This window comes from Microbulbifer okhotskensis, from assembly GCF_023895975.1.
Classification (GTDB): domain Bacteria; phylum Pseudomonadota; class Gammaproteobacteria; order Pseudomonadales; family Cellvibrionaceae; genus Microbulbifer; species Microbulbifer okhotskensis.
Window position 1 is genome coordinate 60,242 of sequence record NZ_JALBWM010000003.1, and the last position, 23,721, is coordinate 83,962.

Consider the following 23,721-nt stretch of genomic DNA (forward strand, 5'->3'; position numbering starts at 1 on the left):
CTGTGGCAAAATAGGCGATTACGTCGCCGCCATTTGTGCGAACAGCAAAGTATACCGTCCCTGCCAGGCATTGTGCTCGCCGGGAATATCGAGCCGCATTACTTATGACCGAATCACTGTTCGCCGAGTTAGCCCAACTGATCAAAATTTGGGGCCGAGAACTGGGTTTCCAACAAGTAGGGATCACCGATTGCCGCCTGGAAGAAGAAGGCGAACGTCTGCGCACATGGATAGATGCAGGCTATCATGCGGACATGGACTGGATGGGCGCGCACGGCGAGAAGCGTTGGCGCCCAGAGCTGCTTGAGCCGGGGACATTGTGTGTGATTAGCGCGCGTTTGGACTACCTGCCACCGGATACCCAACCGATAAAGGTGTTAAAGGATGCGAGCAAGGCCTACGTATCCCGCTATGCCAATGGCCGCGATTACCACAAACTAATTCGCAAACGGCTCGCCAACCTGGCAAAGAAAATAGATACCTTTTGTGCTGAGCGGGGCATCGAATCAAAGGGCCGTGCCTTTACCGACAGCGCCCCGGTCATGGAGAAGGCTCTGGCGGCAAAAGCCGGCCTGGGCTGGATTGGCAAAAATACCCTAGTGATCAATTCAACAGCAGGGTCATACTTTTTTCTCGGTGAGATTTACACCAACCTGCCTTTACCTGTGGATATCAGCGAGGAAACGGACCAGTGTGGCGAGTGTGTCGCCTGCTTGAAGGTTTGCCCCACTGATGCCTTTGTCGACGACCGCACACTCGATGCGCGCCGCTGTATTTCCTATCTCACCATCGAGAACAAAGGCCCAATACCGGAGGAATTTCGCGAGCCCATCGGCAATCGGGTGTTCGGCTGCGACGATTGCCAGATCATTTGTCCCTGGAATAAAATTGCCACACCCACCGACGAAAAGGATTTTCACCCTCGTCACGGCCTCGATAGTGGCGAGCTACTCACGCTGTTTACCTGGGATGAGGAGGAGTTCCTGCGTAAAACTGAGGGCTCGGCCATTCGTCGCATCGGCCACCAGCGCTGGCAGCGCAACCTGGCAGTCGCACTGGGTAATGGCGAGGCCAATACCGCAGTGATAGAAACACTGGAGAGCGCACGGACCCTCGCATCACCATTGGTTTTAGAGCATATCCAGTGGGCACTTGAGCGATTGCGCAGCGGGCGCAAACGCAAGCGAAAAATTAAGCGTAAACCCGCCGATAACTAGAGGCGAAAGAACGTCTCACGGTAATGGCGCAGCTCTTCAATAGAATCGCGAATATCGTCCAGCGCCAGGTGATTACTATGCTTCTTCACGCCCTCCAAAACCTCCGGCCGCCAGCGTCGTGCCAGTTCCTTAACCGAACTCACATCCAGATTGCGATAGTGAAAGTAGGATTCCAGCGAGGGCATATATTTGACCAGGAAGCGACGATCCTGTCCGATAGAGTTGCCACACATAGGCGATGCGCCATTAGGTACCCAATGGCGCAGAAACTCTATCGTTTCCCGCTCTGCCTCTCTCTCAGAAATGGAAGACTGTTTTACCCGCGCAACCAGCCCCGATCCTCCATGCTGCTCCGTGTTCCACTCATCCATGGCATCCAACAGGGCATCCCCCTGGTGAATCACCATCGCCGGGCCCTCAGCAAGAATATTAAGGCGCGAATCCGTCACGATGGTGGCAATTTCAATAATGCGCTCTTTGTCTGGATCCAGACCGGTCATCTCCAGGTCAATCCAGACCAGATTATTCTGATCCACAGCAGGCCTCCTCAAACTTTTCGCGCAAGTTACCGCAACTACTCACCAATAGCTATAATCCGCCGCTCGTCCCCAGGTGTCAGTGCATGAGTAAACGTAAGTTAAACCGCCGCCAACAGTGGCGTATCAATAAGATCCAGCAAGAGCGTGAAGCCCGCGCCCGCAAGCGCGAGCAATCTGCCGAAGAGTCCCTAGAAGAGGGACAATTGGGCCGCGAGCAAGTTGGTCTAGTCATCGCCAATTACGGTACGCAGGTGCTGGTCGAGAGTAAGAGCGATCCAACGCTGCGTCAGCGCTGCCACCTGCGCGCCAATATCGACCCCCTGGTAACCGGTGACCGCGTCGCCTGGCACCCGGCTACGGAGGATAGCGATGGGGGCATTGGTGTTATCGGTGCTCGGCTGCCGCGCGATTCGGAACTGCAGCGCCCGGATCGCTATGGCGATCTTAAAACCGTAGCAGCCAATATCGACCGCATTTTAATTGTCATTGCTCCCTATCCCGAGCCCTTTGCCAATGCCATAGACCGATACCTGGTTGCTGCCGAAACCACCGGTATAGCGCCGATGTTGCTTCTCAACAAAACCGACCTGATCGACGATAGCAACCGTGAACAGCTAGAGGAGCTACTCGCTCCTTATCCCGATTTGGGTTATCCGGTCCTCCGATTGTCCACCAAGACCGAGGAAGGCCTACCACAGCTGCTGCACACCCTAGCGCAAGGCTGCAGTGTTTTTGTCGGTCAGTCCGGCGTGGGCAAGTCATCTCTGGTTAACGCGCTGCTCCCCAGTGCTGGGGCGCGCACCGGCGCCCTGTCAGAAGCCACATTGAAAGGGACCCACACTACTACTGCGGCAGAGCTGTTTCATCTGCCCTCTGGCGGGGATCTGATAGACTCCCCGGGCATTCGCGAATTTGGCCTCTGGCATATGGAGGAAGCGGCACTGCTCGAGGGGTTTATCGAGTTCCGCCCCTTTATCGGACACTGCCGTTTCCGCGATTGCCGCCATCAGAGTGAGCCCCGCTGTGCCATCCAAAAGGCACTGACCGATGGGGATATCAGCGAACGCCGTATGAACAGTTTTTTGCATCTGCGCAACAGCCTGGAATCGGAGAACAAGTTTTGAAACTGATTATTGAAGCGGAAGAACTCGCTGCGCAGCTGGAGCACCAAGAGCTATTGATCGTGGATCTGAGCTCACCACAGAATTTCTACAATGGTCATATTCCGGGAGCCGTGCACCTACCTTTCCAAGCATTGATGGCCGGTACTACACCCGCCCCGGGCAAAATTCCCGATATCCAACAGCTGACCCAGGTGTTTCGCGCTATCGGCCTAAAACCGGATCAGCATATCGTTGCCTGCGACGACGAGGGTGGTGGATGGGCCGGACGCTTTCTATGGACCCTGGAAATCATCGGACACCGCAATTGCAGCTATCTGAATGGTGGCATGCACGCCTGGCGCGGTGCCGGTCTGCCACTGTCCATCGATGATGCAGCAATCACTCCCAGCAATACTGAAATCACTGTAGACGCAGCGGCCGCTATGGACGCCCAACAGATACAGGCACAACTCGGCAATCCAGGCTTCCTGATCTGGGATGCCCGTTCACCGCAGGAATATCGTGGCGAACGTGTACTGGCCATGAAAGGCGGACATATTCCAGGCGCTGTCAATTGCGAGTGGACCCAATTGATGGACCCACAGCGAGATTTACGGATCAGAGCCGACGTCCGCGAGTTTCTCGCAGCCCGAGGAATAGATGACTCGCACACAATCGTAACCCACTGCCAGAGCCATCACCGTTCCGGTTTTACCTGGCTCGTCGGCAGATCCCTAGGGTTTGATATCCGCGCTTACCCTGGCTCCTGGAGTGAGTGGGGCAACCTGCCCAATACACCGGTAGAGCAGTAAAAACACTGAGAAAGATGTAGCTTTATGAATCCAAAACTTTTTGCCGCCCTGCAATACTTCACCCCGCAACACGCACTATCCCGTGCCGCTGGCTGGTTGGCGAACACCGAAATCAAGTGGATCAAAGACCCTTTTACCCGCTGGTTTGTGAATAAATACGGCGTGGATATGCAGGAGGCCAAAGAAACTGACTGCACCGCGTACCGCACTTTTAATGAATTTTTCACTCGCGAATTGGTGGATGGTGTGCGGCCTGTTGTCGATGGCCAACAAAGCCTCGCTTGCCCAGCTGACGGCGCAATCAGCCAGCTGGGACAGATCCACAACAGTCGGATCTTTCAGGCTAAAGGCCAGGACTACAGCCTGCTCGAACTAGTGGGCGGAGATCCTGAGGTTGCGGCACAATTTAACGATGGCCATTTCGCCACTGTCTACCTGTCGCCGAAAGATTACCACCGGGTGCATATGCCGCTTGCGGGGACACTGCGCAGTATGACCTATGTACCCGGGCAACTATTTTCGGTAAATACGATCACCGCCGAGAATGTTCCCCGCCTCTTCGCCCGCAACGAACGTCTGGTGTGTGTGTTCGATACCGATGCAGGCCCTATGGCCATGATTCTGGTGGGTGCGATGATTGTCGCCGGTATTGAAACGGTGTGGGCTGGCCAAGTGGCTCCGCTACAGCGCCATGTGCGCACTACCGATTATCTCGAAAAAGCACCTATCCATTTGGAGAAGGGTGAGGAGATGGGCCGCTTTAAGTTGGGCTCTACAGTCATCATGCTGTTCGGGGCCGACCAAGTTCGCTGGCTGGACCAACTTGAGGCGGAGTCGCCAGTTCGCATGGGTGAACACTTCGGTAACTGTGTGCCCACTGGCGAATAAGAAAACAAGGACAAGAACGGTGGCGCACAGGCCACCGTACCTTAAATAATTCGAATTACTTTGTCAGCCGCGTGAGTAGTTGGCCTAGCCGGCCCCCACGGAACAAATAACTGTCGCGCACAGCGGCCGCATCCACCTGAGGATAGGCACCGGGCTCTATATCCCTGAGGATGCTCATCTTTTCCTGAGCACTCATTTTGCCACGCTCAATCAGTTTCTGTTCGCGATCCTCAACTTCGGCCAAATCGCAGAGCCGGGGCCTGCTGAGTTCACGCTTTTCCCGATCCAGAATAATCATGACTTTGGGGCGCAAGCGACGATCGTAGGTCTGCTCGACCACCACGCCAACTTCTCCCGTCGACAACTCCACTTGGGTGCCGGTGGGATAAAGGCCTATAGCCTGGATAAACTCCACAACCAGCTGCTCTTGATAAGCGATACCCCGTAAATCATAGAGCTTTGCAACAGCACGCGACGGTGCTACCGGCTGGCTGGAACCGCGGGGGTTAGTGGCTTCATCATAAAAGGTCACTATCCCACACATACGCGCCAGTACCGGAATTTTATCTCCCCGCAACCCACTGGGATAACCACTGCCATCGTGGCGCTCACAATGACCGCGCACAATGTTTATCACCTCCGGATCAATTTTCGGATCTGCCGCCAGCATTTTCACGCTGTGTTGTACAAATTTGCGGTATTCCAACTCACTGCGCGGATCGCGCTGCTTCATTTGCAGCACCTCTCCTTCGATCGCCAGTTTACCCACATCCTTGAGCAGGGTAGCCACCCCCAGTTGCACCAGCTCTCTGCGCGTGAGACCAATATGGCGACCGAATAACACCGCCCAAATACTGGCACGCACCGAGTGACTGTAGGTGTGTTCATCCTTATCTCGAACTCGGGCCAGCCAGGCAAAAGCATCGGGACTGCGCAGAACACTCTCAACCAGGTCCTCAACGACCTGGTTAACTTGCTGTACCGGGAGAGGCCGATTACTCGCTACCAGTCCCATCACCTCACTCATTCCATAGAGGATCTGTCCGTGCAGTTTGCGGGCAGTATTTGCTTCCCTTTGTACAGGCTGTGGAGGCGGGTAGGCCTTGTGGGAAATGACAACAGGTCGGGAGGGGATGGTGATCACGGTACGGGCGGAGCTGCCGCGACCCTGACCGATGGAAGCTGAACTAGCGTTCATCAAGCGGCGCAGGGTGACACCGGCGCTGCCTACTGTTTTATGAATATCGACGTAAACGAAGCGGCAGTACTTTTGTAACTGCCGAATCTCTTCTAAATCGCGGATATAGAAGCCCTGCAACGCAAATGGGGTTCGCGTCCAGGGCTTGTCGAGCCTGGAGACAAACATGCCGCGCTGTAAATCGTCTACCGAGATTTTTGCCTGTTCGATTGCCACTGGGGAAGATGCCAACAACTGTAATTATTGCTACAAAATTGCCCCAAATAGACCGCGTGGCGTTAAATCCTAGGTCTCATGGGCAAGTTCACCTTTATATCACGGAGGGATATTAAGGTTCACCCGCCCAAAGTGAGACTACATTCACAGACTCAGAATATCGCCACCTAAATTAAGCGTGATACCGGCCTGAAAGCTCCACTACCGCATCAATCATGGCACCGGCATGCTTGGGGTCGACCTTCGGAGTGATGCCATGGCCCAAGTTAAAAATATGTCCGCTACCTTGTCCAAAGGACTGCAAAATTGTTGCTACTTCGCTCCGGATTCGCTCGGGGCTGGCATAGAGTACTGCCGGGTCCAAATTGCCCTGTAGGGCGACCTTGTCTCCTACGCGAGCACGGGCGCCGCCAATATCTGTTGTCCAATCAAGGCCTAGGGCATCCGCGCCGGTAGCTGCCATAGCTTCCAACCACTGGCCACCCCCTTTGGTAAACAAAATCGCTGGCACACGGCGACCATCCGCTTCCTTAATTAAGCCCTGGAGAATTCGTTCCATGTACTGCAGGGAAAATTCCCGGTAAGCACCGTGGCTCAGGGCACCTCCCCAGGTATCAAAAATCTGTACTGCTTGAGCTCCAGCACGAATCTGGGCATTCAGGTAATCAATTACCGAATCCGACAATATAGTCAATAATTGGTGCATCTGTTCGGGGCGGTTGTAGAGCATTTCTTTACAGCGCGCAAAGTCCTTGCTGGACCCGCCTTCGACCATATAAGTCGCCAGGGTCCACGGGCTGCCGGAGAAACCGATTAGGGGGACACGGCCATTCAGCTCATGGCGGATCCTGGACACAGCATTCATCACATAGTCCAGGTCGCGCTCGCTGTTAACCACTTCCAGTGCCTCGATATCTGCGGCAGTGCGCAGAGGCTTATGGAATTTAGGGCCCTCACCTTCGGAAAAATAGAGGCCGAGTCCCATGGCATCGGGAATGGTTAAGATATCCGAGAACAGAATAGCAGCATCCAGTGGGTAGCGTTCGAGCGGCTGTAAGGTGACTTCACAAGCCAGCTCTGTATTGCGGCAAAGATCCATAAAACTGCCGGCTTCAGCACGACTGGCGCGATATTCCGGCAAATAGCGACCCGCCTGTCGCATCATCCATACAGGCGTGCGATCCACTGGCTGGCGCAGCAGGGCGCGGAGAAATCGATCATTTTTCAATTCGGACGGTTTGGTATCAGACATATGCACACCGAGCGGGCTAAAAAAACGGCCATTGTACAGGGGCGAGGCGTCTAGACACAGGGTGGCAAAAATATACCGCTATTACTGGTACAAACATATAAAGAGAGGCGGTACTGTGAGGGCCGCAGCCCAAGCACGTAACCGCTTGGGCTGGCCTGGAATATTTGCGGGCAACTACCGCAGTCCCAGACACGAATAGCCTTCCGCAACAGTCAGCTAGATATCCAGGTAGTCGAGAATGCCTTCACCAGCCTGACGCCCTTCCCAAATAGCGGTCACGACCAGGTCAGAACCGCGTACCATGTCACCCCCCGCAAAAACCTTGTCATTAGAGGTCTGGAACTTGTACTTCTGCTTTTCTGGCGCGATAACCCCACCCCAATCAGCCACTTCAATATTGTGCTCAGCAAACCACTGCGCCGGACTGGGACGAAAACCAAAAGCAATCAGGACGATATCCGCAGGGATAATTTCCTCAGAACCGGGCACGACTTGGGGGCGGCGGCGGCCGTTTTCGTCGGGCTCCCCAAGCTCAGTAGTGACTACTTTAACGCCCGTAACCTGGCCATCCCCCACAATTTCCACCGGCTGGCGGTTGAAAAGGAACTGCACGCCCTCTTCCTTGGCGTTCGCTACTTCGCGGCGGGAACCCGGCATATTTTCTTCATCGCGGCGATAGGCACAAGCGACGCTTTTTGCACCAAGGCGGATGGAGCTGCGGTTGCAGTCCATAGCGGTATCCCCACCACCGAGCACCACTACCCGCTTGCCTTCAACCGAAACAAACTCCGAGGCATCGCGCTCCCAGCCCATATTGCGATTTACGTTGGCGATCAGATATGGCAGGGCATCGTGGACTCCAGACAAGTCTTCGCCAGGGAAGCCCCCTCTCATATAGTTGTAGGTACCCATCCCCATAAACACGGCATCATAGTCTTTCAACAACTGCTCAATGCTGATGTCCTTGCCCACCTCGGTATTGAGGCAGAACTCGACACCCATTCCAGCAAACACCTCGCGGCGCTGCTGCATTACCGATTTTTCAAGCTTGAATTCCGGAATACCAAAAGTGATCAGACCCCCAATTTCTGGGTGCTTATCAAAAACCACCGGCTGCACGCCATTGCGTACCAAGATATCGGCACAACCCAAACCGGCAGGGCCGGCCCCGATGATCGCCACACGCTTACCGGTTTTTTCCACATGGCTGAGATCCGGCCGCCAACCCAAGGCAAATGCGGTATCGGTAATGTATTTTTCGGCATTGCCAATGGTCACCGCGCCGAAGCCATCATTGAGGGTACAGGCCCCTTCACACAGGCGGTCTTGGGGGCAAACTCGCCCACAAACTTCCGGTAGGGTATTGGTTTCATGGCAGAGTTCGGCAGCCTCGATCACATTCCCTTCGCTGATCAGTTTGAGCCAGTTGGGAATGTAGTTGTGCACTGGGCACTTCCATTCACAGTAAGGGTTACCGCAATCCAGACAGCGGTGTGCTTGACTCGCCGCCTGTCGCTCGCTGAAGGGCTCATAAACTTCCACAAATTCGCCGGTGCGGGTAGTGATGTCCTTCTTCGGCGGATCAATACGAGCCACGTCGATAAACTGGAAGTCGTTGTTCAATCTGTCTTTCATACTGTTTCTCCACCCCGCCTTTATTCGCCGCGCTTGCGCACGTCGGATAGAAGATCTGCAAGGCTCGCCGCCTTTGGTTTAACCAGCCAGAAACGGCTCAAGTAGTCGTCAAAGTTGTCGAGAAGCTCTGCGCCCCATTCACTTTGAGTCTCCGCAGCATACTCCGCGATGACTTCACGCAAGTGGCTTTGGTGCGGCTCCAGAATCTCGCTACTGATCCTACGCAGCTCAATCAGCTCATGGTTGCAGCGGTCAAAGAAATCGCGCTGCATATCCAATACATAGGCGAAACCCCCAGTCATTCCTGCACCGAAGTTAAAACCGGTACGGCCCAGAACCGCGACCATCCCTCCGGTCATATATTCACAGCAATGATCACCAGCGCCCTCTACAACTGCGAAGGCCCCGGAGTTGCGCACAGCAAAACGCTCACCGGCACAGCCAGCCGCAAACAATTTACCGCCGGTAGCACCGTACAAGCAGGTATTACCGACAATACTGGTTTCCTGTGAAGCAAAAGAACTGCCTTGCGGCGGACGAATAACCAACTTACCACCGGCCATACCCTTGCCCACATAGTCGTTGGCATCACCCTCCAGGTACATTTCCAGGCCGCCGGCATTCCAAACCCCAAAAGACTGTCCAGCTACACCTTTTAAGCGGAGCTTTATCGGGGCCTCGGCCATGCCCTGGTTACCGTAACGCTTAGCAATTTCCCCTGACAGGCGTGCGCCAAGAGAGCGATCACAATTGGTTGCCGTATAGTTGAACTCGCCGCCGCTAAAGCTCTCAATCGCCGGCAAGATATCTGCCACCATACGCTCCGCCAGCACCCCCTTATCCCAGGGATCATTGGTGGCAGACTGGCAGGTCTGCGGTTTACTATCGAGCAACTCATCGGTATGCAGTAGAGGAGAGAGATCCAGCTTTCTCTGCTTGTCGGTTTCTCCATCCAGCACACGCAGTAGATCAACGCGTCCCACCAGATCTTCAAGGGTGCGCACACCGAGTTGAGCCATCCATTCACGAGTCTCTTCGGCGACAAAGCGGAAGAAATTCATCGCCATCTCTGCGGTGCCAATATAGTGTTCGTCACGCAGATCTTTCTTTTGGGTAGCAATACCGGTAGCGCAATTGTTCAAATGACAAATACGTAGGTACTTACAGCCGATCGCCACCATCGGAGCAGTACCAAAACCAAAGCTTTCAGCACCGAGAATTGCCGCCTTGATAACATCGAGGCCGGTTTTTAGGCCACCGTCCGTTTGCACTCTTACCTTGCCGCGCAAGTCATTAGCGCGCAGGGTCTGGTGAGTTTCTGCCAAGCCCAGTTCCCAGGGAGAACCTGCATAGCGAATCGACGTAATGGGACTCGCTGCCGTGCCGCCGTCGTAACCTGAGATGGTGATCAAGTCCGCATAAGCTTTGGCGACACCGGCAGCAATGGTGCCCACTCCCGGTCTAGACACCAGTTTGACTGACACCAACGCATCGGGGTTAACCTGTTTCAAGTCGTAAATCAGCTGCGCCAGATCCTCGATCGAATAGATATCGTGATGTGGAGGAGGAGAGATCAGGGTCACACCGGGTACTGAGTAGCGCAAGCGTGCGATCAGTTCATTAACCTTGCCTCCGGGCAACTGCCCCCCCTCACCGGGTTTGGCGCCCTGAGCTACCTTGATCTGTAGCACATCCGCATTAACCAGGTAGTTGGGCGTTACTCCAAAACGACCAGAAGCAATCTGCTTAATTTTGGAGACTTTATCGGTACCGAAACGGGCCGGGTCCTCGCCCCCTTCACCACTATTCGAGCGGCCTCCCAGCCGGTTCATAGCCTGAGCTAGGGATTCGTGGGCCTCTGGTGACAGGGCCCCCAAGGACATAGCTGCGGTATCAAAGCGGCGCAAAATCTGTGCGGCAGGCTCTACGTCCTCCAGCGCAACCGGCTCAATATTTTCTTTAAAATCAAGCATGTCTCGCAATGTGGCAACCGGGCGTCGGTTTACCAGCTCCGCATAATCCCGCCAGGCCGCGTAGTCACCCGTACTCGCTGCACGACGCAGGGTAGTTACTACATCCGGGTTAAACGCATGATATTCCTGGCCGTAAACAAATTTGTGTAAACCGCCGGGAGAGACCGGCTTGCGCGCCTTCCAGGCGCTTGCCGCCCGCGCCTCCATGTCGGCCTGAAGTTCGGCAAAGCCGGCTCCCTCAATACGGGTTGGTGCACCCGGGAAGCAGAGGTCTACCACTTCTTTGGAAATCCCCACCAACTCAAACAAAAGGGCTCCCCGATAAGAGGCGACCGTGGAGATCCCCATTTTGGACAGAATCTTCAAAAGCCCCTTGATGATGCCGTTGCGGTAATTTTTCTGTGCTTCCGCAGCATCTAACAACAGCTCTCCAGTATCGATCAGGTGATTGATAATACTGTAGGAAAAATAGGGGTGCACCGCTGTCGCCCCAACACCCACCAGACACGCAAGCTGATGGGCATCGCGGGCACTGGCAGTGTCGACCACAACATTGGAGTCGCAACGAAGGCCCGCGTGTACCAGGTGGTGATGCACGGCACCCGTGGCCAACAAAGCATCTATAGGCAATTGACCATCGCGGATATTCCGGTCGGACAACACCACGATAACCGCACCAGCACGCACTGAGGCCTCAACTGTCGCACAGAGTCTCTCAATCGCTGTTTTCAGATCCTGCTCAGCCGGATCATAGTTAAGATCAAAAATCTCTGCCTCGAAACCCGGGCGGTCGATAGACAGCAACGCCGTGTACTTCATATGGGAAAGCACGGGTGAAGATAGAATCACCCGGTCGGCGTGCTCTCGAGTCTCTTCAAATACAGGTTTTTCACGGCCCAGGCAGGTCTCCAGGGACATCACCACCGTCTCCCGCAAAGGGTCTATCGGTGGGTTGGTCACCTGGGCAAATTGCTGACGAAAGTAATCGAAGAGCGAACGGTTGTCGCGTGACAGCACGGCCATCGGTGTGTCATCACCCATGGAGCCAACGGCTTCCTGACCGGCTTCAGCCATGGGGCGAACAACCTTATCGCGCTCCTCCAGTGAGGAACTAAACAGTTTCTGGTAGATTTTGAATTGTTGGTGGGAAAAGTTGTTATCCACCGGTGCTGTGACCAGAGTCGAGCGAATACGACGAGCTTGTTCTTTCAGCCAACGCTTATAGGGCTGCGCTCGCTTGAGCATATTGTCGATATCAGCAGTGTGATAGAGCTTGCCTTCGCGAGTATCCACTGAAAGCATTTGCCCAGGCCCAAGACGCCCCTTGGCCACCACATCCTCGGGCACATAGTTATATACGCCAACCTCGGATGCCACAGTAATCAGGTCATCCTTAGTGATCACCCAGCGGGATGGGCGCAAGCCGTTTCGATCCAAAGTACATACCGCATAGCGACCATCGGTCATCACCAGCCCGGCCGGTCCATCCCAGGGTTCCATATGCATCGAGATGTATTCATAAAACGCGCGCAGGTCTGCGTCCATGCCTTCAACATTTTGCCAGGCTGGCGGCACCAACATACGCACCGCCCGGTGGAGTTCCATACCGCCAGCGAGCAGCATTTCCAGCATATTATCCAGACTGGAGGAATCTGAACCTTCCCGATTCACCAGCGGTACCAGCTCGTTCAACTCGGGAATCAAGTCTGTCGAAAATTTGTTGGTACGTGCTACCGACCAATTGCGATTGCCGGTAATGGTGTTGATTTCGCCATTGTGGGCTAATAAACGGAAGGGCTGTGCCAGTGGCCAGCGGGGCATGGTATTGGTGGAGAAGCGCTGATGAAAAACACAAATAGCGGTCTCGAGACTCGAGTCGGCCAATTCGGGAAAGAACTTCGGCAGATCGGCCGGGATCATCAGGCCTTTGTAGGAGAGTACGCTGGTCGATAAACTGGCGATATACACATCGCTGCTCAGTCGCTGCTCAGCCTTGCGGCGGGCAACATAGAGGCGGGCATTAAACTTCGCCTCACCCAGGGGTTGCTCCGCGTCATTTATCAGCAGCTGCTCAAACTGCGGTAAGCATTCCCTGGCGATAGGCCCCAGACACTCCGGATTCGTCGGCACCATCCGCCAGCCTGCAATCCGCAAACCTTGCGCCTGGAGCTCTGCTTCCAGAACCTCCCTAGCCTCTCGCGCCGCGCGCTCATCCAGGGGCAGCATGATTGAACCCACCGCGTAGGCTTCTGTGAGGTCTGTCCCGAGAAGTTTCTTAGCCTCTGAACGAAGAAAGGCATCCGGTTTCTGCAGTAAAAGTCCACAGCCGTCGCCCGTCTTCCCATCAGCAGCAATACCGCCCCGGTGGGTCATGCAGGTAAGGGATTCGATGGCGGTCTGCACTAATTTGTGACTTGCCACACCGTGCAAATGAGCGATCAGACCAAAACCGCAGTTGTCTTTAAACTCATCCAACTGATACAGACTGTTACCCATAGAATTCCTCGTCGCTATCGATTGGGGGACCACTGGCGCTTAAAAGAAGTGCCTGCTATGGGCGAATGTGACTTTCAGCTTCGCGCTACGCTCTCCTGCGGTCCCTTGGTAAAAGATCCCGAGATAAAAAAAGCCCTCCAATGGGGCTTTTTTTGTTGTTAATGGCGGTTTTTTGCCCCGCCTTTCCTTTCGGGGGGGCGCAATATTACTTGATTGTCACTGCATTTTCAATATTTAACAGATTATTAGCCTGCAAAACAAAATAAAGTTGGTCTTATCTTCTGCACGGCAAACATTCTGGTATTCAGTCCTCTTTTTTGCCAAGTTTGCACACTATCATCACTCCGCCCCACAGTTTCGCAGCGCATCCATAATCATTTCTCGTGGAGTGTCATCAACAATCACAGCCTCGCCCAAAGCTTGTAAAAGAATCAGTCGCAACTTTCCATCCAGAACTTTCTTGTCGATTTGCATCGACTGCAAAAAACTAGCTGCACTCATGCCCACGGGTGCCCGCTGCGATAGACCTGCAATTTGCAGCATCTGTCGCAAACGCTCCACCAAGTCATTATCAATATCGCCGCGCAGCCGTGAAAGCTCCAGCGCCATAACCATACCCGCTGCCACGGCCTCTCCGTGCAGCCAGTTTCCATAGCCTTGTACGGCCTCAATGGCGTGACCAAAGGTGTGGCCAAAGTTCAAAATTGCACGCCGACCTCCCTCGCGCTCATCACTGGCAACAACATCGGCCTTATTCCGGCAGCAACGCTCTATAGCATAAGCCAGGACCTCAGGCTCCCTATTGAGTAGCCGCTGCAGATTCTCCTCGATCCAATAGAAAAAGGGTTTGTCACAGATCAACCCATACTTGATAACTTCGGCGAGACCCGCGGAAAGCTCTCTTGCTGGTAATGTGTTCAAAGTATCGGTATCCGCCAAAACAAGCCGGGGCTGGTGGAAGGCGCCAATCATATTTTTGCCGAGAGGATGATTAACCCCCGTCTTTCCACCTACGGAGGAATCAACCAGTGCCAGCAAAGTGGTGGGTACCTGGATAAAATTGACTCCGCGTTGGTAGCAAGCTGCGGCAAAGCCGCACATATCGCCAACAACACCGCCTCCCAATGCAATTAGGGTAGTGGTACGGTTGTGACGCTTTTCCAGCAGAACATCAAAAATACGGTTGAGGGTATCGAGGTTCTTAAAAGCTTCACCGTCAGGCAGCTCGACAACATCCAACTTATTAAACCCCTGTAAAGCTTCGATTAACTTTGCGAGGTAGAGTGGTGCGACTGTTTCATTGGTAACGATACAAACTTGCCGACCATGAATATAGGGGAGAAGCTGCTGCGGGGCCCCGAGAAAGCCTGATCCAATAATAATCGGGTAACTGCGCGCGCCGAGTTCTACATTTAGACGTTGCATACGACTCTCCATCCCGCCAGCCTTAATCTATGTCTACAGAAGTGAAGCGCACTTTAGCACAGGCGTTGGCTAGCTAACCGGACAGTAGATTACTTAGGCGCTCGGCCACCAGAAGAGAAGCTTGTTTGGGGGACAGGTCATTGGTATCGCAAATAATATCTGCAACTTCACGATACAGAGGCTCCCGCTCCTGCAATATCTCGGCGATACGCTGTCGGGGATTGGGGACACGTAAAAGTGGACGATTGGAATTTTTTGAAGTGCGCTCTAAAAGCTGATCGATGTTTGCCTGTAAGTAGACCACATAACCATATTTTTGCAGCTGGCGCCGGTTCTCTTCCAGCAGCACGATGCCCCCACCGGTGCCAATAATATGGCTATCCCCGCGGCAAAGCTCTTCGAGTATTTCGCTCTCCCGCCGGCGAAAACCTGCCTCCCCCTCGACATCAAATATCCAAGGAATATCCGCACCGGTGCGTTCTTCCAGTACTTTGTCGGTATCAACAAATGGCAGCTGTAACTGAGCCGCCATTAATTTCCCGATAGTAGACTTGCCGGCCCCCATGGGACCGACCAGAAAAATGGAGCGGGTGATCACTTAGTGTAAAAAGCCTCGTCTTCCATAATACGCGGGGTAATAAACATCAGGATTTCGCGCTTATCATCGGTCCTGATGGTCTTCTTAAACAAATTGCCGATATAGGGAATGTCACCCAGTAGAGGGACCTTTGTTTCACCTTCTACCACAGTACTTTCAAAAACACCACCCAACACTATTGTTTCGCCGTTGCGGACCAATACTTTAGTGGCTAAAGTATTTATGTTGATCGTGGGGACCTCTCCCTCGCCTACACTGACATACTCACCCACGCTGTTTTGCTCAAGATTCAACGTCATAATAATATTATTGTCTGGAGTAATCTGTGGAGTGACGTTTAACAGTAACACTGCCTCCCGAAACGTAATAGACGCGGCTCCCGAAGAGGTGGTTTCTTGGTATGGAACCTCTACACCCGATTGGATGGTAGCTTCCTGTTTATCACCGGTAACCACCTTAGGTTGTGACACGATCTCCGCCATACCGGTATCTTCTAATGCTGATAACTCAAGGCTTAGGTAAAAGTCATTTTTTAATATCGCGTAGGCAATGCTCCCTGCAGGGTTGCTAACGCCCAGATCCACTAGCAGCGGATCAAAATCTCCTCCACTTAGGCTCCCTAAAGCATCATCCGTATCTAGAGAAATTCCACCAGCACCAACGCCATAGGCATCATCATTGATATCAGTGCCATCAACAAAATCCCACTGGACCCCCAGCTCTCTTTGGAAATCACTGTTGGCATTTACAATACGCGCCTCAATCATAACCTGACGGATCGGAATATCAATGGCCTCGATCAACTCACGAAACTGGGCAATTTTGTCCTCGGTATCGGTGAGGATGATTGTATTTGTACGCTCATCAACAATCGCTCTGCCGCGTGAAGAAAGGATACTGGTTTGCTGATTCGCACTGCCGCCGCTACCTCCAGCAATACCCTCAGCTCCGCCCTGACCTGAAAATAGATTGAATATCTCTCCCGCGTCAGCATAGCGAACACTGACAAACTCTGTACGTAGCGGAGCCAGTTCTTCCAATTGCTTGCGGGTCTCGAGCTCCTGGCGCTCGCGCTCAGCAATTTCAGCTGCTGGCGCCACCATAATAACACTCCCTTCCTGACGTTTATCCAATCCCTTTGCTTTTAAAATCAGGGCTAAAGCCTGATCCCATGGCACCCCGTCAAGGCGAAGTGTAATACGCCCTTGAACGGTATCACTGGCTACCAAGTTGAGATCTGTAAAGTCAGCAATCACCTGCAACACGGAACGGACTTCAATATCCTGAAAGTTCAATGACAATTTTTTTCCATTGAACTGAAACTCTTTTTCTTTTTCACGGATTTCCTTGGCCGTGAGAGGCTTAACACTCAGCACGTATTCAGTATCAGCCTGATAAGCTAAATAATCATACTCAGACTTATTTGGATCCACCGCAATTACCGTATTACGCCCATCATAATCTACGGTGATACTGCTCACCGGAGTAGCGAAATCTGTAACATCCAATTTCTGCCGCAGGGACTCGGGCAGTTCCGCGCCCAAAAAGGTTAAGTAAATTTTCCCATTGGTGCGCTCTACATCAATATTCACCGCCGGGTCTGTCAGGCTGACGATAACCTTGCCCTCACCCTCCTCTCCTCGACGAAAATCCACATTGTTAACCGCTATATTTTCCGCGGTCTGGAACTGCTTTTTGAGACCCAAAGTCGAACCGTTTTTATGTTGTGGAGCGGACGAAGCCAAAGCAGCGCTTTCAGAAGATTCTACGCCGATTTCCATCACCAACTGGTTACCCTGTCGCTCACTGGAATAAACCGGCAGCTGGTCCAGGTTAACGATAAGGCGCGTGCGATCTTCACTGGAGACAATTACGGCACTTCGAGCGGCGCCGATACCCAATGAGTATTTTTTCTGTGGCAGAACACTTTCCACCCCAGCGAAGTCCAAAACAATACGAGCCGGCTGCTCTATGGTATAGCCGGTAGGTTCTGGAGGCGTATCGCTAAAAGTAAGGCGGAGCTGCACACGGCTGCCTGGCAATTCAGCAAACTGGATATCATTTAGTTGATTTGTCTGGGCATACAAAGCTACTGGAAATACCAACAACCCCAATAGCAACAGCTGGAATTGAGCCATATAAATGGCGAACTGCTTGTTGTTCATTATCCGTTGTCCCTCTCTTCCAACGCCAGTGCCCGCGGCCGTTCGATCCAGCCACCGGTGCCATCCGGTACAATTTCAAGAATATCGAGCTGTGAACTTGTCGCGTTCACTACGCGGCCGTGGTTTTTACCCAAGTAATTGCCCACCGTAATTCGATGAATCCCACCTCCACCATCATTAATTAGGGCCCAAATCTGCCCCTCACGGGACAGGCTACCCACCATTGACAAGAGATCAATACCAATTCCCTCAAGTAACTCTCGCTGTCGAGTCACATCCGGAGCAACATCGAGCCTGCGCCCCACTATACGCTGCTCAGACTCCAGTATTGGTCGAGAAAAAGGGCTTCGTTGCGCAGTAGCACGGTATATGTACGGACTATAAGGAGTAAAGGTGGGTATCGGTTCAATTTGCCCTTTCGGCTTACGTTCGACATCAGCCATTTTTGTATGCAGATCGCCATGATCCGTATTTAAATCACAGCCAGAAACAAAAAGCAGGGTTGTTAATATAGGTAGATATCTCTTCATCCCTCTTCACCCTGATCTTTATAGCGATAAGTTTTTGCGTTTATCACCATATTCAGGAGACCCCTCTCACCCCGATCACTTAAGATATTGAAATCGTGGAGGGTGACTATTCGAGGCATACCCGCAATACCGCTGACAAATGCTCCAAATCCATGGTAATCGCCTTCGACCTCTATTCTAATCGGCAATTCAACGTAAAACTCGCCAACTCGCTCTTTTTGCAAAGCAATTTTATTGATCGTTAGACCTGCACCCCGACCATATTCATCAATATCCTCAAGTAATCCAGGCACCTCTGTGTCTTTTGGCAGTTGCTTTAGTAGTGCGCCAAAAGTTTCTTCCATTTCGACCAACTGAATTCGATAAGCCTCAAGATTTGCGGCCTCAAACTGTTTTCGCTCAAACTGAGTAAAGAGTTCCCTCTCTTTGTTAACTGCTAAATCAAGTTTCCCGTATAAATCCTTGATAAAGAAGTAATAACCACCGCCAATTATGACAACTGCAATAAGAGTCAATACAGCAATACGGCCCGGCAAGGGCCAAATCCCCATTCGAGAGGGGTCGATATCATTGACGCTGAGTTCATTCAGCTGTTTTATCGTATCTGCCAATGCCATGACCGAAATCCTTTACTTTTTTGCACTATCTTTATCATCGCCTTGTTTGCGCCCACTGACGTCAACCGTCAGCCTGAACTCGCTCGCCTGGTCACCAAATTGAGGAGTTGCGGTTACTCCGGTCAGGTTGGGAGATTCATACCAGTCTGATTGATCCAGATTACGCATAAAAGAGGAAACCCGGTTATTGGATTCGGCCACGCCTAACAGGTCTAATCGATCCCCCTCTCGCTTCACGCTACTCAGCCACAACCCCTCTGGGGTTGCCTGAACGATCTCATCAAAATAGCGTACGGCAAGTGGCCTATTGCCCTGCAATTCTTGAATCACCCGCATGCGGTCAATGAGTTCCTGACGCCGTTTTTTTAACTCCTGAATTTCTTTAACCTGAATATTTAGCGCATTGATCTTGGTTTGCAAAATCTGGTTTCGCTCATTTTGAAGAAGCACCTGCTGATCTACAGTCTTCATCCAAAGAAATGCCGCAACCGCTGCAGCAATAACCACCACCACAGCCACCTGCTGAAATTCTTTTTGTTTACGCGCACGGTATTTTTCGCGCCAGGGGAGAAGGTTAATTTTTGCCATGTCAGTAATCCTTCTCCCTCATTGCCAAGCCTACAGCAATCATTAACGAGGGTGCCTCACTCACTAGCGCCTGTTGGTTCACTCGAGATGAGACACTCATTCTGAGGAATGGGTTGGCCACCAAAATAGGCCGGCTCAGTTTCTCGCTGATAAGATCGCCCAATCCCTCCATCGCAGCGACACCGCCACCGAGGAGGATGTAATCCACATCGCTGTACGAAGTTGAGGAGTAAAAAAACTGAAGAGAGCGGGTTACCTGCTGAACCACCGCATCGTGGAACGGCTCTAAAACCTCAGCAAAGTAATCATCTGGCAAGCCACTACCACCTTGGCGCTTAGCCAGAGTCGCCTCTTCCGCTGACAGTCCGTAGCGGCGTTGGATCTCATCGCTCAGCTGGCGCCCACCAAAAAGTTGCTCGCGCGTGTATACCGTCTTGCCATCCACTAAGACTGATAGGGCGCTCATGGTGGAACCGATATCAATCACAGCAACCACCAGCTGCTCTTGGGGGGGGAACTGATCTTCTAGTAAGGTGTAGGTACGCTCTATTGCATAGGCTTCTACATCCACCACTCCCGCTTCCAGCTCGGCTTCCGACAGTGCTGACACCCGCTGCTCAATATTTTCCGTACGACACGCAGCGAGGAGAACTTCCATCTGATCAGCCCCTTTTTCAGAGGGTCCCTGCACTTCAAAGTCCAGACTCACCTCTTCTAGCGGATAGGGAATATACTGATCTGCCTCTAACGCAATCTGAGCCTCCAGTCCCTCATCGGAGAGGTCTGCCGGCAACTCAAGCGTCTTAGTGATGACCGCTGACCCGGATACGGCGACAGCGGCTTGACGTAGACGTGTTTTGGAACGGCGTACCACTTTGCGGATAGCCTCAGCCGTTGCCCCGACATCGTTGATATTTTTATCAACCACAGCATTGGGGGGAAGGGGTTCCACGGCGTAACTTTCGACACGATATTTATCGCCGTTGCGACTTAGCTCCAGCAACTTGACCGCTGTAGAGCTAATATCGAGTCCCAACATGGCCTTAGGGCCTTTACTCAGAAAAGGGAAAATTCCCATTTTTTCTTATCTTTTCCGTGGGTTATGAGAGTTTGATGTTATAGCACTTTAAATTACCGCTTCAACCTGCATTTGCATAGGTAATAGCGCACAATATTCGTATAATTATTCACCTAATCACTTTGATGAAGTACAAAGAAGCAGTTTCATGACCGTAAAAGTCCGCAATCGTCTGCTCGCACTGCTTTGGCTCGGCCTTGCCGGTGTAGCCGCTACCGCTATGGCCCTGGCCAGCATCTATCTCTATCTAAAGCCAGGACTGCCCTCTGTGGAGAGCCTTCGCGATATTCGCTTACAAACACCCTTGAGGGTCTACTCGAGCGATATGAAACTGATCGGTGAGTTCGGTGAAAAGCGGCGCAACCCTATCACGATCGAGCAAACGCCAGAACCCTTTATCAAAGCAATTCTCGCTGCGGAGGATTCAAGCTTTTACTCCCACAACGGGGTCTCCATAAAGGGCCTGATGCGGGCAGCCTCGCAGCTGATTAAGACAGGATCTATCCAATCAGGGGGTAGTACACTGACTATGCAGGTGGCGCGCAACTTCTTTTTGAGTCGAGAGCAGCGTTTTGTGCGCAAGTTCAATGAAATTTTACTATCTCTCCAGATTGAACAGGAACTCACCAAGGATGAAATCCTTGCGCTCTATATCAACAAAATATTTCTCGGCAACCGCGCTTACGGTTTCCAAGCGGCCGCAAAGGTTTACTACGGCAGGGGCATCAAAGACCTGAACCTGGCTCAGTGGGCGATGATGGCCGGATTGCCCAAAGCCCCCTCGACGTTCAATCCTATCGCCAACCCCACCCGCGCTCTGGTACGCCGCAACTGGATTCTGAAGCGGATGCTGGATTTGGGATATATCGACCAAGACGAATACAAAAACTCTATTACTGCACCAGTCACCGCCAGCTACCACAGCCGCGATCTGGATCTGGATGCTCCCTATATCGCCGAAATGGCGAGAAAAGAGGCAGTAGATCTCTTTGGCGACAATGCCTATACCGATGGTTACCAAGTCATAACGACGATAGATAGCCGCTTACAAGAGTCCGCACGCGACGCACTGCAACACGGACTGGAAACCTATGATGCTCGACACGGCTATCGGGGTCCCGAGCAGCGCTTGCCAGCTGAACTTTTGCACGACAGCGACCAACTGATCGACTTACTGAATGAAATCCCAATTCTCGGGGGGCTGGAACCCGGCGTGGTGACGGTAGTAGAGCCTAAAAAACTACAGGTTCAACTGCGGGACCGACGCGTTATCGAAGTACCCTGGAGCAACGGGCTCGATTCCATCAGACCCTATATTTCCGAAAGCACGCGCGGTGCCCGCCTACAGTCCGCCGATAAGATGTTTGCACCGGGAGATGTAATCCGGCTCCGCAGAGTTGAAAAAAATACCAAAGCCACCGAAAGCAACAGCGAAACCATAGTGACCGCGGTGGACGAGCCCCCCCAGCCTGATCCCTTAGCAGACCCCAGCGGAAAACCTGAACCCACTGAACCCCAAGTAGTCGAAGAGTGGGTTTTGACACAGGTACCCGAGGCACAGGGTGCCCTGGTATCCATTGAGCCCGAGGATGGCGCCATCCGTGCTCTGGTGGGGGGCTATGACTTCCGTCAAAGCCACTTCAACCGCGTCACCCAGGCCGCACGGCAACCCGGCTCCAGTTTTAAACCGTTCATCTACGCTTCCGCCATCGAACGCGGATATACCGCAGCAAGCATTATCAACGACGCCCCCATCATCTTTGAGGAGACCAACCTGCAGGATGTCTGGCGCCCAGAGAATGACGGCGGCACTTTCCTCGGGCCCACTCGTTTGCGCATGGCGCTTTATAAATCCCGCAACATGGTCTCAATCCGATTACTGCAATCCCTTGGGCTCGACTACGCGCTGGGTTTTGTGGAAGGCTTCGGGTTTGAACGCAGCAAGCTGGCGCGTAACCTGACAATCGCATTGGGGAGTTCCGCTCTCACACCTCTGGATATGGTGCGCGGTTACGCCGCCTTCGCCAATGGAGGTTATCGCGTAGAGCCCTACCTGGTAGACCGGATACTGGATGTCAATGGCGAAGTCCGCTATCAAGCCCAGCCCCTGACTGTGTGTAGGGGCTGCCCACAGCCAGGTACCGGCTCGGAGCGCCTCTCATCTGAGCCTGTCGGTCTGGCTGAGTTGCAAATGGAGGGAGAGGCACCGAATCCGGGAGAAGAGCCGGCAGAACTTCGCATACTGCCCTTGGAGCCACTTGACCCCAACAAGAATCAAGCTCGGCCCCAGGCGCCCCGAGCCATGTCCGCGCAAACGGCTTATATCATGGACTCCATGCTAAAAGACGTTATCAAGAAGGGGACCGGGCGCCGGGCTCGTTCGATGAAGCGCGGTGATATTGCCGGCAAGACCGGCACAACCAATGGCCCACGGGATGCTTGGTTCTCGGGTTACAGCCCCCACTTGGCAACCAGTGCGTGGGTCGGATTCGACTCCTATGGCGAGCTGGGTAAAAATGAATACGGTGGCTCTGCTGCGCTGCCGATCTGGATCGACTTCATGAGCAGCGCTTTGGAGGGGCTTCCCGAGCGGCACTTGCCCCAACCCGACGATATAGTCACCGTTCGCATCAATCCCAAAAATGGCCTCCGCACATCTTACGATGGCATGTTTGAAATTTTCAGAACCAATCGTGTCCCGGGCCGTGAGGTCTACAATCCCTATCGACATCGGTACACTGATGAAGATAGGGATATGCCCGACCAGGATGCACCGGGCGACTCGCTTCCAGAAGAGCTTTTCTAGTTGGATTTGCCAAACAGAAAAAAGGGCCCTGAGGGCCCCTTTTTATCTACTTTCCGCATTAATAAACGTGTTTATGCATTCCGGTAGCGTAAACAGGCCCGCTCCACCCCCTGTAAGTCGGGAATAACCGCCTCCTCTCCAGACAGCGCCACATGCATCAATTCACCGGGATTTAATGCCTGCTCACGCAGCACCAACTCCTCAGGGGTCACCCTGACCAGTCTTGGCGTGCCGCACAGTATCAACGCAAAAAATGGCAGATCACCATCGGGATTTCCGCTGCTCAGTACAGCTATGCGCTCCTCTTCGGCAACATTGCCCAAAGTGCCGCCACGCATCACCTCAAAAGACACTAGAGGCAGGCGCTGTTCCCGCCAAATCAGGTCTCCGAGATACCACTCCGGGACATCGAGAACCGCCATTGGCGTCTGCATTGCAATAACCTCCGAGAGGCTATCCACCGGCACCAATATCTGCCCCTGTTCAAGTGGCAGCAGCAGGCTGCTAACCTCCTCAGGTACATCGACTGACAGTGCTTCAACTTCACTCATTGCCTATCTCTTATTTTACAGCCTGCCGCTTGAT

The 23,721-nt window shown here is 53.0% G+C and carries 18 protein-coding genes; 5 read left to right on the plus strand and 13 right to left on the minus strand.

Translation table 11 applies throughout. The features are described 5' to 3' along the window. Positions 1 to 104: 104 nt before the first annotated feature. Positions 105 to 1,217, plus strand: coding sequence for a tRNA epoxyqueuosine(34) reductase QueG (queG, locus tag MO867_RS01280; RefSeq protein ID WP_252464129.1), 1,113 nt, complete (start codon positions 105 to 107; stop codon positions 1,215 to 1,217). Here queG and orn read toward each other — a convergent pair. Continuing rightward, on the minus strand, positions 1,214 to 1,753 hold the full coding sequence (gene orn / locus MO867_RS01285; RefSeq protein WP_252464130.1) for an oligoribonuclease: 540 nt from the start codon (positions 1,751 to 1,753) through the stop codon (positions 1,214 to 1,216). The genes queG and orn overlap by 4 nt on opposite strands. A gap of 86 nt (positions 1,754 to 1,839) precedes the next feature. On the opposite strand from orn, the gene rsgA reads away from it, so the two are divergent. Genes rsgA through asd form a run of 3 tightly spaced genes read left to right on the plus strand, consistent with a single transcriptional unit; the run spans position 1,840 to position 4,559 of the window. Further along, positions 1,840 to 2,880 (plus strand): small ribosomal subunit biogenesis GTPase RsgA, encoded by a 1,041-nt coding sequence (gene rsgA, locus MO867_RS01290; protein WP_252464131.1) that lies wholly within the window; start codon positions 1,840 to 1,842, stop codon positions 2,878 to 2,880. Continuing rightward, on the plus strand, positions 2,877 to 3,671 hold the full coding sequence (locus tag MO867_RS01295; protein WP_252464132.1) for a sulfurtransferase: 795 nt from the start codon (positions 2,877 to 2,879) through the stop codon (positions 3,669 to 3,671). Before rsgA ends, MO867_RS01295 begins: the two co-directional genes overlap by 4 nt. Positions 3,672 to 3,695: 24 nt before the next feature. Then, complete coding sequence (gene asd, locus MO867_RS01300) at positions 3,696 to 4,559, plus strand: archaetidylserine decarboxylase (RefSeq protein ID WP_252464133.1); 864 nt, start codon at positions 3,696 to 3,698, stop codon at positions 4,557 to 4,559. 55 nt (positions 4,560 to 4,614) lie between these two features. On the opposite strand, the gene MO867_RS01305 is transcribed toward asd, so the two are convergent. From MO867_RS01305 to MO867_RS01355, 11 genes are all read right to left on the minus strand, one after another. Next, complete coding sequence (locus MO867_RS01305; protein WP_252464134.1) at positions 4,615 to 5,973, minus strand: cyclic di-GMP phosphodiesterase; 1,359 nt, start codon at positions 5,971 to 5,973, stop codon at positions 4,615 to 4,617. A 172-nt stretch (positions 5,974 to 6,145) separates the two neighbouring features. Next, a complete protein-coding gene (gene hemE / locus MO867_RS01310; RefSeq protein WP_252464135.1) occupies positions 6,146 to 7,225 on the minus strand; it encodes a uroporphyrinogen decarboxylase in 1,080 nt (359 codons plus the stop codon). Between the two features lie 216 nt (positions 7,226 to 7,441). Then, on the minus strand, positions 7,442 to 8,860 hold the full coding sequence (locus MO867_RS01315) for a glutamate synthase small subunit GltD family protein (protein ID WP_252464136.1): 1,419 nt from the start codon (positions 8,858 to 8,860) through the stop codon (positions 7,442 to 7,444). A gap of 20 nt (positions 8,861 to 8,880) precedes the next feature. Continuing rightward, entirely contained in the window at positions 8,881 to 13,329 is a 4,449-nt protein-coding gene (gltB, locus tag MO867_RS01320; RefSeq protein ID WP_252464137.1) for a glutamate synthase large subunit, read from the minus strand. Positions 13,330 to 13,668: 339 nt separating this feature from the next. Then, positions 13,669 to 14,754, minus strand: coding sequence for a 3-dehydroquinate synthase (gene aroB / locus MO867_RS01325; protein WP_252464138.1), 1,086 nt, complete (start codon positions 14,752 to 14,754; stop codon positions 13,669 to 13,671). 73 nt (positions 14,755 to 14,827) lie between these two features. Continuing rightward, entirely contained in the window at positions 14,828 to 15,352 is a 525-nt protein-coding gene (aroK, locus tag MO867_RS01330) for a shikimate kinase AroK (RefSeq protein ID WP_373565855.1), read from the minus strand. After that, a complete protein-coding gene (locus tag MO867_RS01335) occupies positions 15,349 to 17,517 on the minus strand; it encodes a type IV pilus secretin PilQ (RefSeq protein ID WP_252464139.1) in 2,169 nt (722 codons plus the stop codon). Before MO867_RS01335 ends, aroK begins: the two co-directional genes overlap by 4 nt. Further along, positions 17,517 to 18,047: a pilus assembly protein PilP gene (locus MO867_RS01340; protein ID WP_252464140.1), complete on the minus strand. Its 531-nt coding sequence runs from the start codon at positions 18,045 to 18,047 to the stop codon at positions 17,517 to 17,519. The genes MO867_RS01335 and MO867_RS01340 overlap by 1 nt, the downstream gene beginning before the upstream one ends. Continuing rightward, positions 18,044 to 18,664 carry a type IV pilus inner membrane component PilO gene (locus tag MO867_RS01345; RefSeq protein WP_252464141.1) on the minus strand — a complete coding sequence of 207 codons (621 nt, stop codon included), beginning with the start codon at positions 18,662 to 18,664 and terminating at the stop codon, positions 18,044 to 18,046. Before MO867_RS01345 ends, MO867_RS01340 begins: the two co-directional genes overlap by 4 nt. A 12-nt stretch (positions 18,665 to 18,676) precedes the next feature. Then, positions 18,677 to 19,252 (minus strand): PilN domain-containing protein, encoded by a 576-nt coding sequence (locus MO867_RS01350; RefSeq protein ID WP_252464142.1) that lies wholly within the window; start codon positions 19,250 to 19,252, stop codon positions 18,677 to 18,679. Between the two features lies 1 nt (position 19,253). Continuing rightward, complete coding sequence (locus MO867_RS01355) at positions 19,254 to 20,330, minus strand: pilus assembly protein PilM (RefSeq protein ID WP_252464143.1); 1,077 nt, start codon at positions 20,328 to 20,330, stop codon at positions 19,254 to 19,256. Between the two features lie 148 nt (positions 20,331 to 20,478). Here MO867_RS01355 and MO867_RS01360 point away from each other — a divergent pair, with 148 nt between their 5' ends. Beyond that, positions 20,479 to 23,136, plus strand: a complete 2,658-nt coding sequence (locus tag MO867_RS01360; protein ID WP_252464144.1) for a penicillin-binding protein 1A — start codon at positions 20,479 to 20,481, stop codon at positions 23,134 to 23,136. A gap of 71 nt (positions 23,137 to 23,207) precedes the next feature. On the opposite strand, the gene MO867_RS01365 is transcribed toward MO867_RS01360, so the two are convergent. After that, positions 23,208 to 23,687 carry a chemotaxis protein CheW gene (locus tag MO867_RS01365; RefSeq protein WP_252464145.1) on the minus strand — a complete coding sequence of 160 codons (480 nt, stop codon included), beginning with the start codon at positions 23,685 to 23,687 and terminating at the stop codon, positions 23,208 to 23,210. Positions 23,688 to 23,721: the final 34 nt, after the last annotated feature.

Bases quoted from the DNA above. Each gene is read 5' to 3' on its own strand.
- MO867_RS01355 (WP_252464143.1), bottom strand. From the start codon at position 20,330: ATGGGAATTTTCCCTTTTCTGAGTAAAGGCCCTAAGGCCATGTTGGGA.
- MO867_RS01315 (WP_252464136.1), bottom strand. From the start codon at position 8,860: ATGAAAGACAGATTGAACAACGACTTCCAGTTTATCGACGTGGCTCGT.
- asd (WP_252464133.1), top strand. From the start codon at position 3,696: ATGAATCCAAAACTTTTTGCCGCCCTGCAATACTTCACCCCGCAACAC.
- MO867_RS01350 (WP_252464142.1), bottom strand. From the start codon at position 19,252: ATGGCAAAAATTAACCTTCTCCCCTGGCGCGAAAAATACCGTGCGCGT.
- queG (WP_252464129.1), top strand. From the start codon at position 105: ATGACCGAATCACTGTTCGCCGAGTTAGCCCAACTGATCAAAATTTGG.
- hemE (WP_252464135.1), bottom strand. From the start codon at position 7,225: ATGTCTGATACCAAACCGTCCGAATTGAAAAATGATCGATTTCTCCGC.
- rsgA (WP_252464131.1), top strand. From the start codon at position 1,840: ATGAGTAAACGTAAGTTAAACCGCCGCCAACAGTGGCGTATCAATAAG.
- MO867_RS01345 (WP_252464141.1), bottom strand. From the start codon at position 18,664: ATGGCATTGGCAGATACGATAAAACAGCTGAATGAACTCAGCGTCAAT.
- MO867_RS01335 (WP_252464139.1), bottom strand. From the start codon at position 17,517: ATGAACAACAAGCAGTTCGCCATTTATATGGCTCAATTCCAGCTGTTG.
- aroB (WP_252464138.1), bottom strand. From the start codon at position 14,754: ATGCAACGTCTAAATGTAGAACTCGGCGCGCGCAGTTACCCGATTATT.
- MO867_RS01365 (WP_252464145.1), bottom strand. From the start codon at position 23,687: ATGAGTGAAGTTGAAGCACTGTCAGTCGATGTACCTGAGGAGGTTAGC.
- gltB (WP_252464137.1), bottom strand. From the start codon at position 13,329: ATGGGTAACAGTCTGTATCAGTTGGATGAGTTTAAAGACAACTGCGGT.
- MO867_RS01360 (WP_252464144.1), top strand. From the start codon at position 20,479: ATGACCGTAAAAGTCCGCAATCGTCTGCTCGCACTGCTTTGGCTCGGC.
- MO867_RS01340 (WP_252464140.1), bottom strand. From the start codon at position 18,047: ATGAAGAGATATCTACCTATATTAACAACCCTGCTTTTTGTTTCTGGC.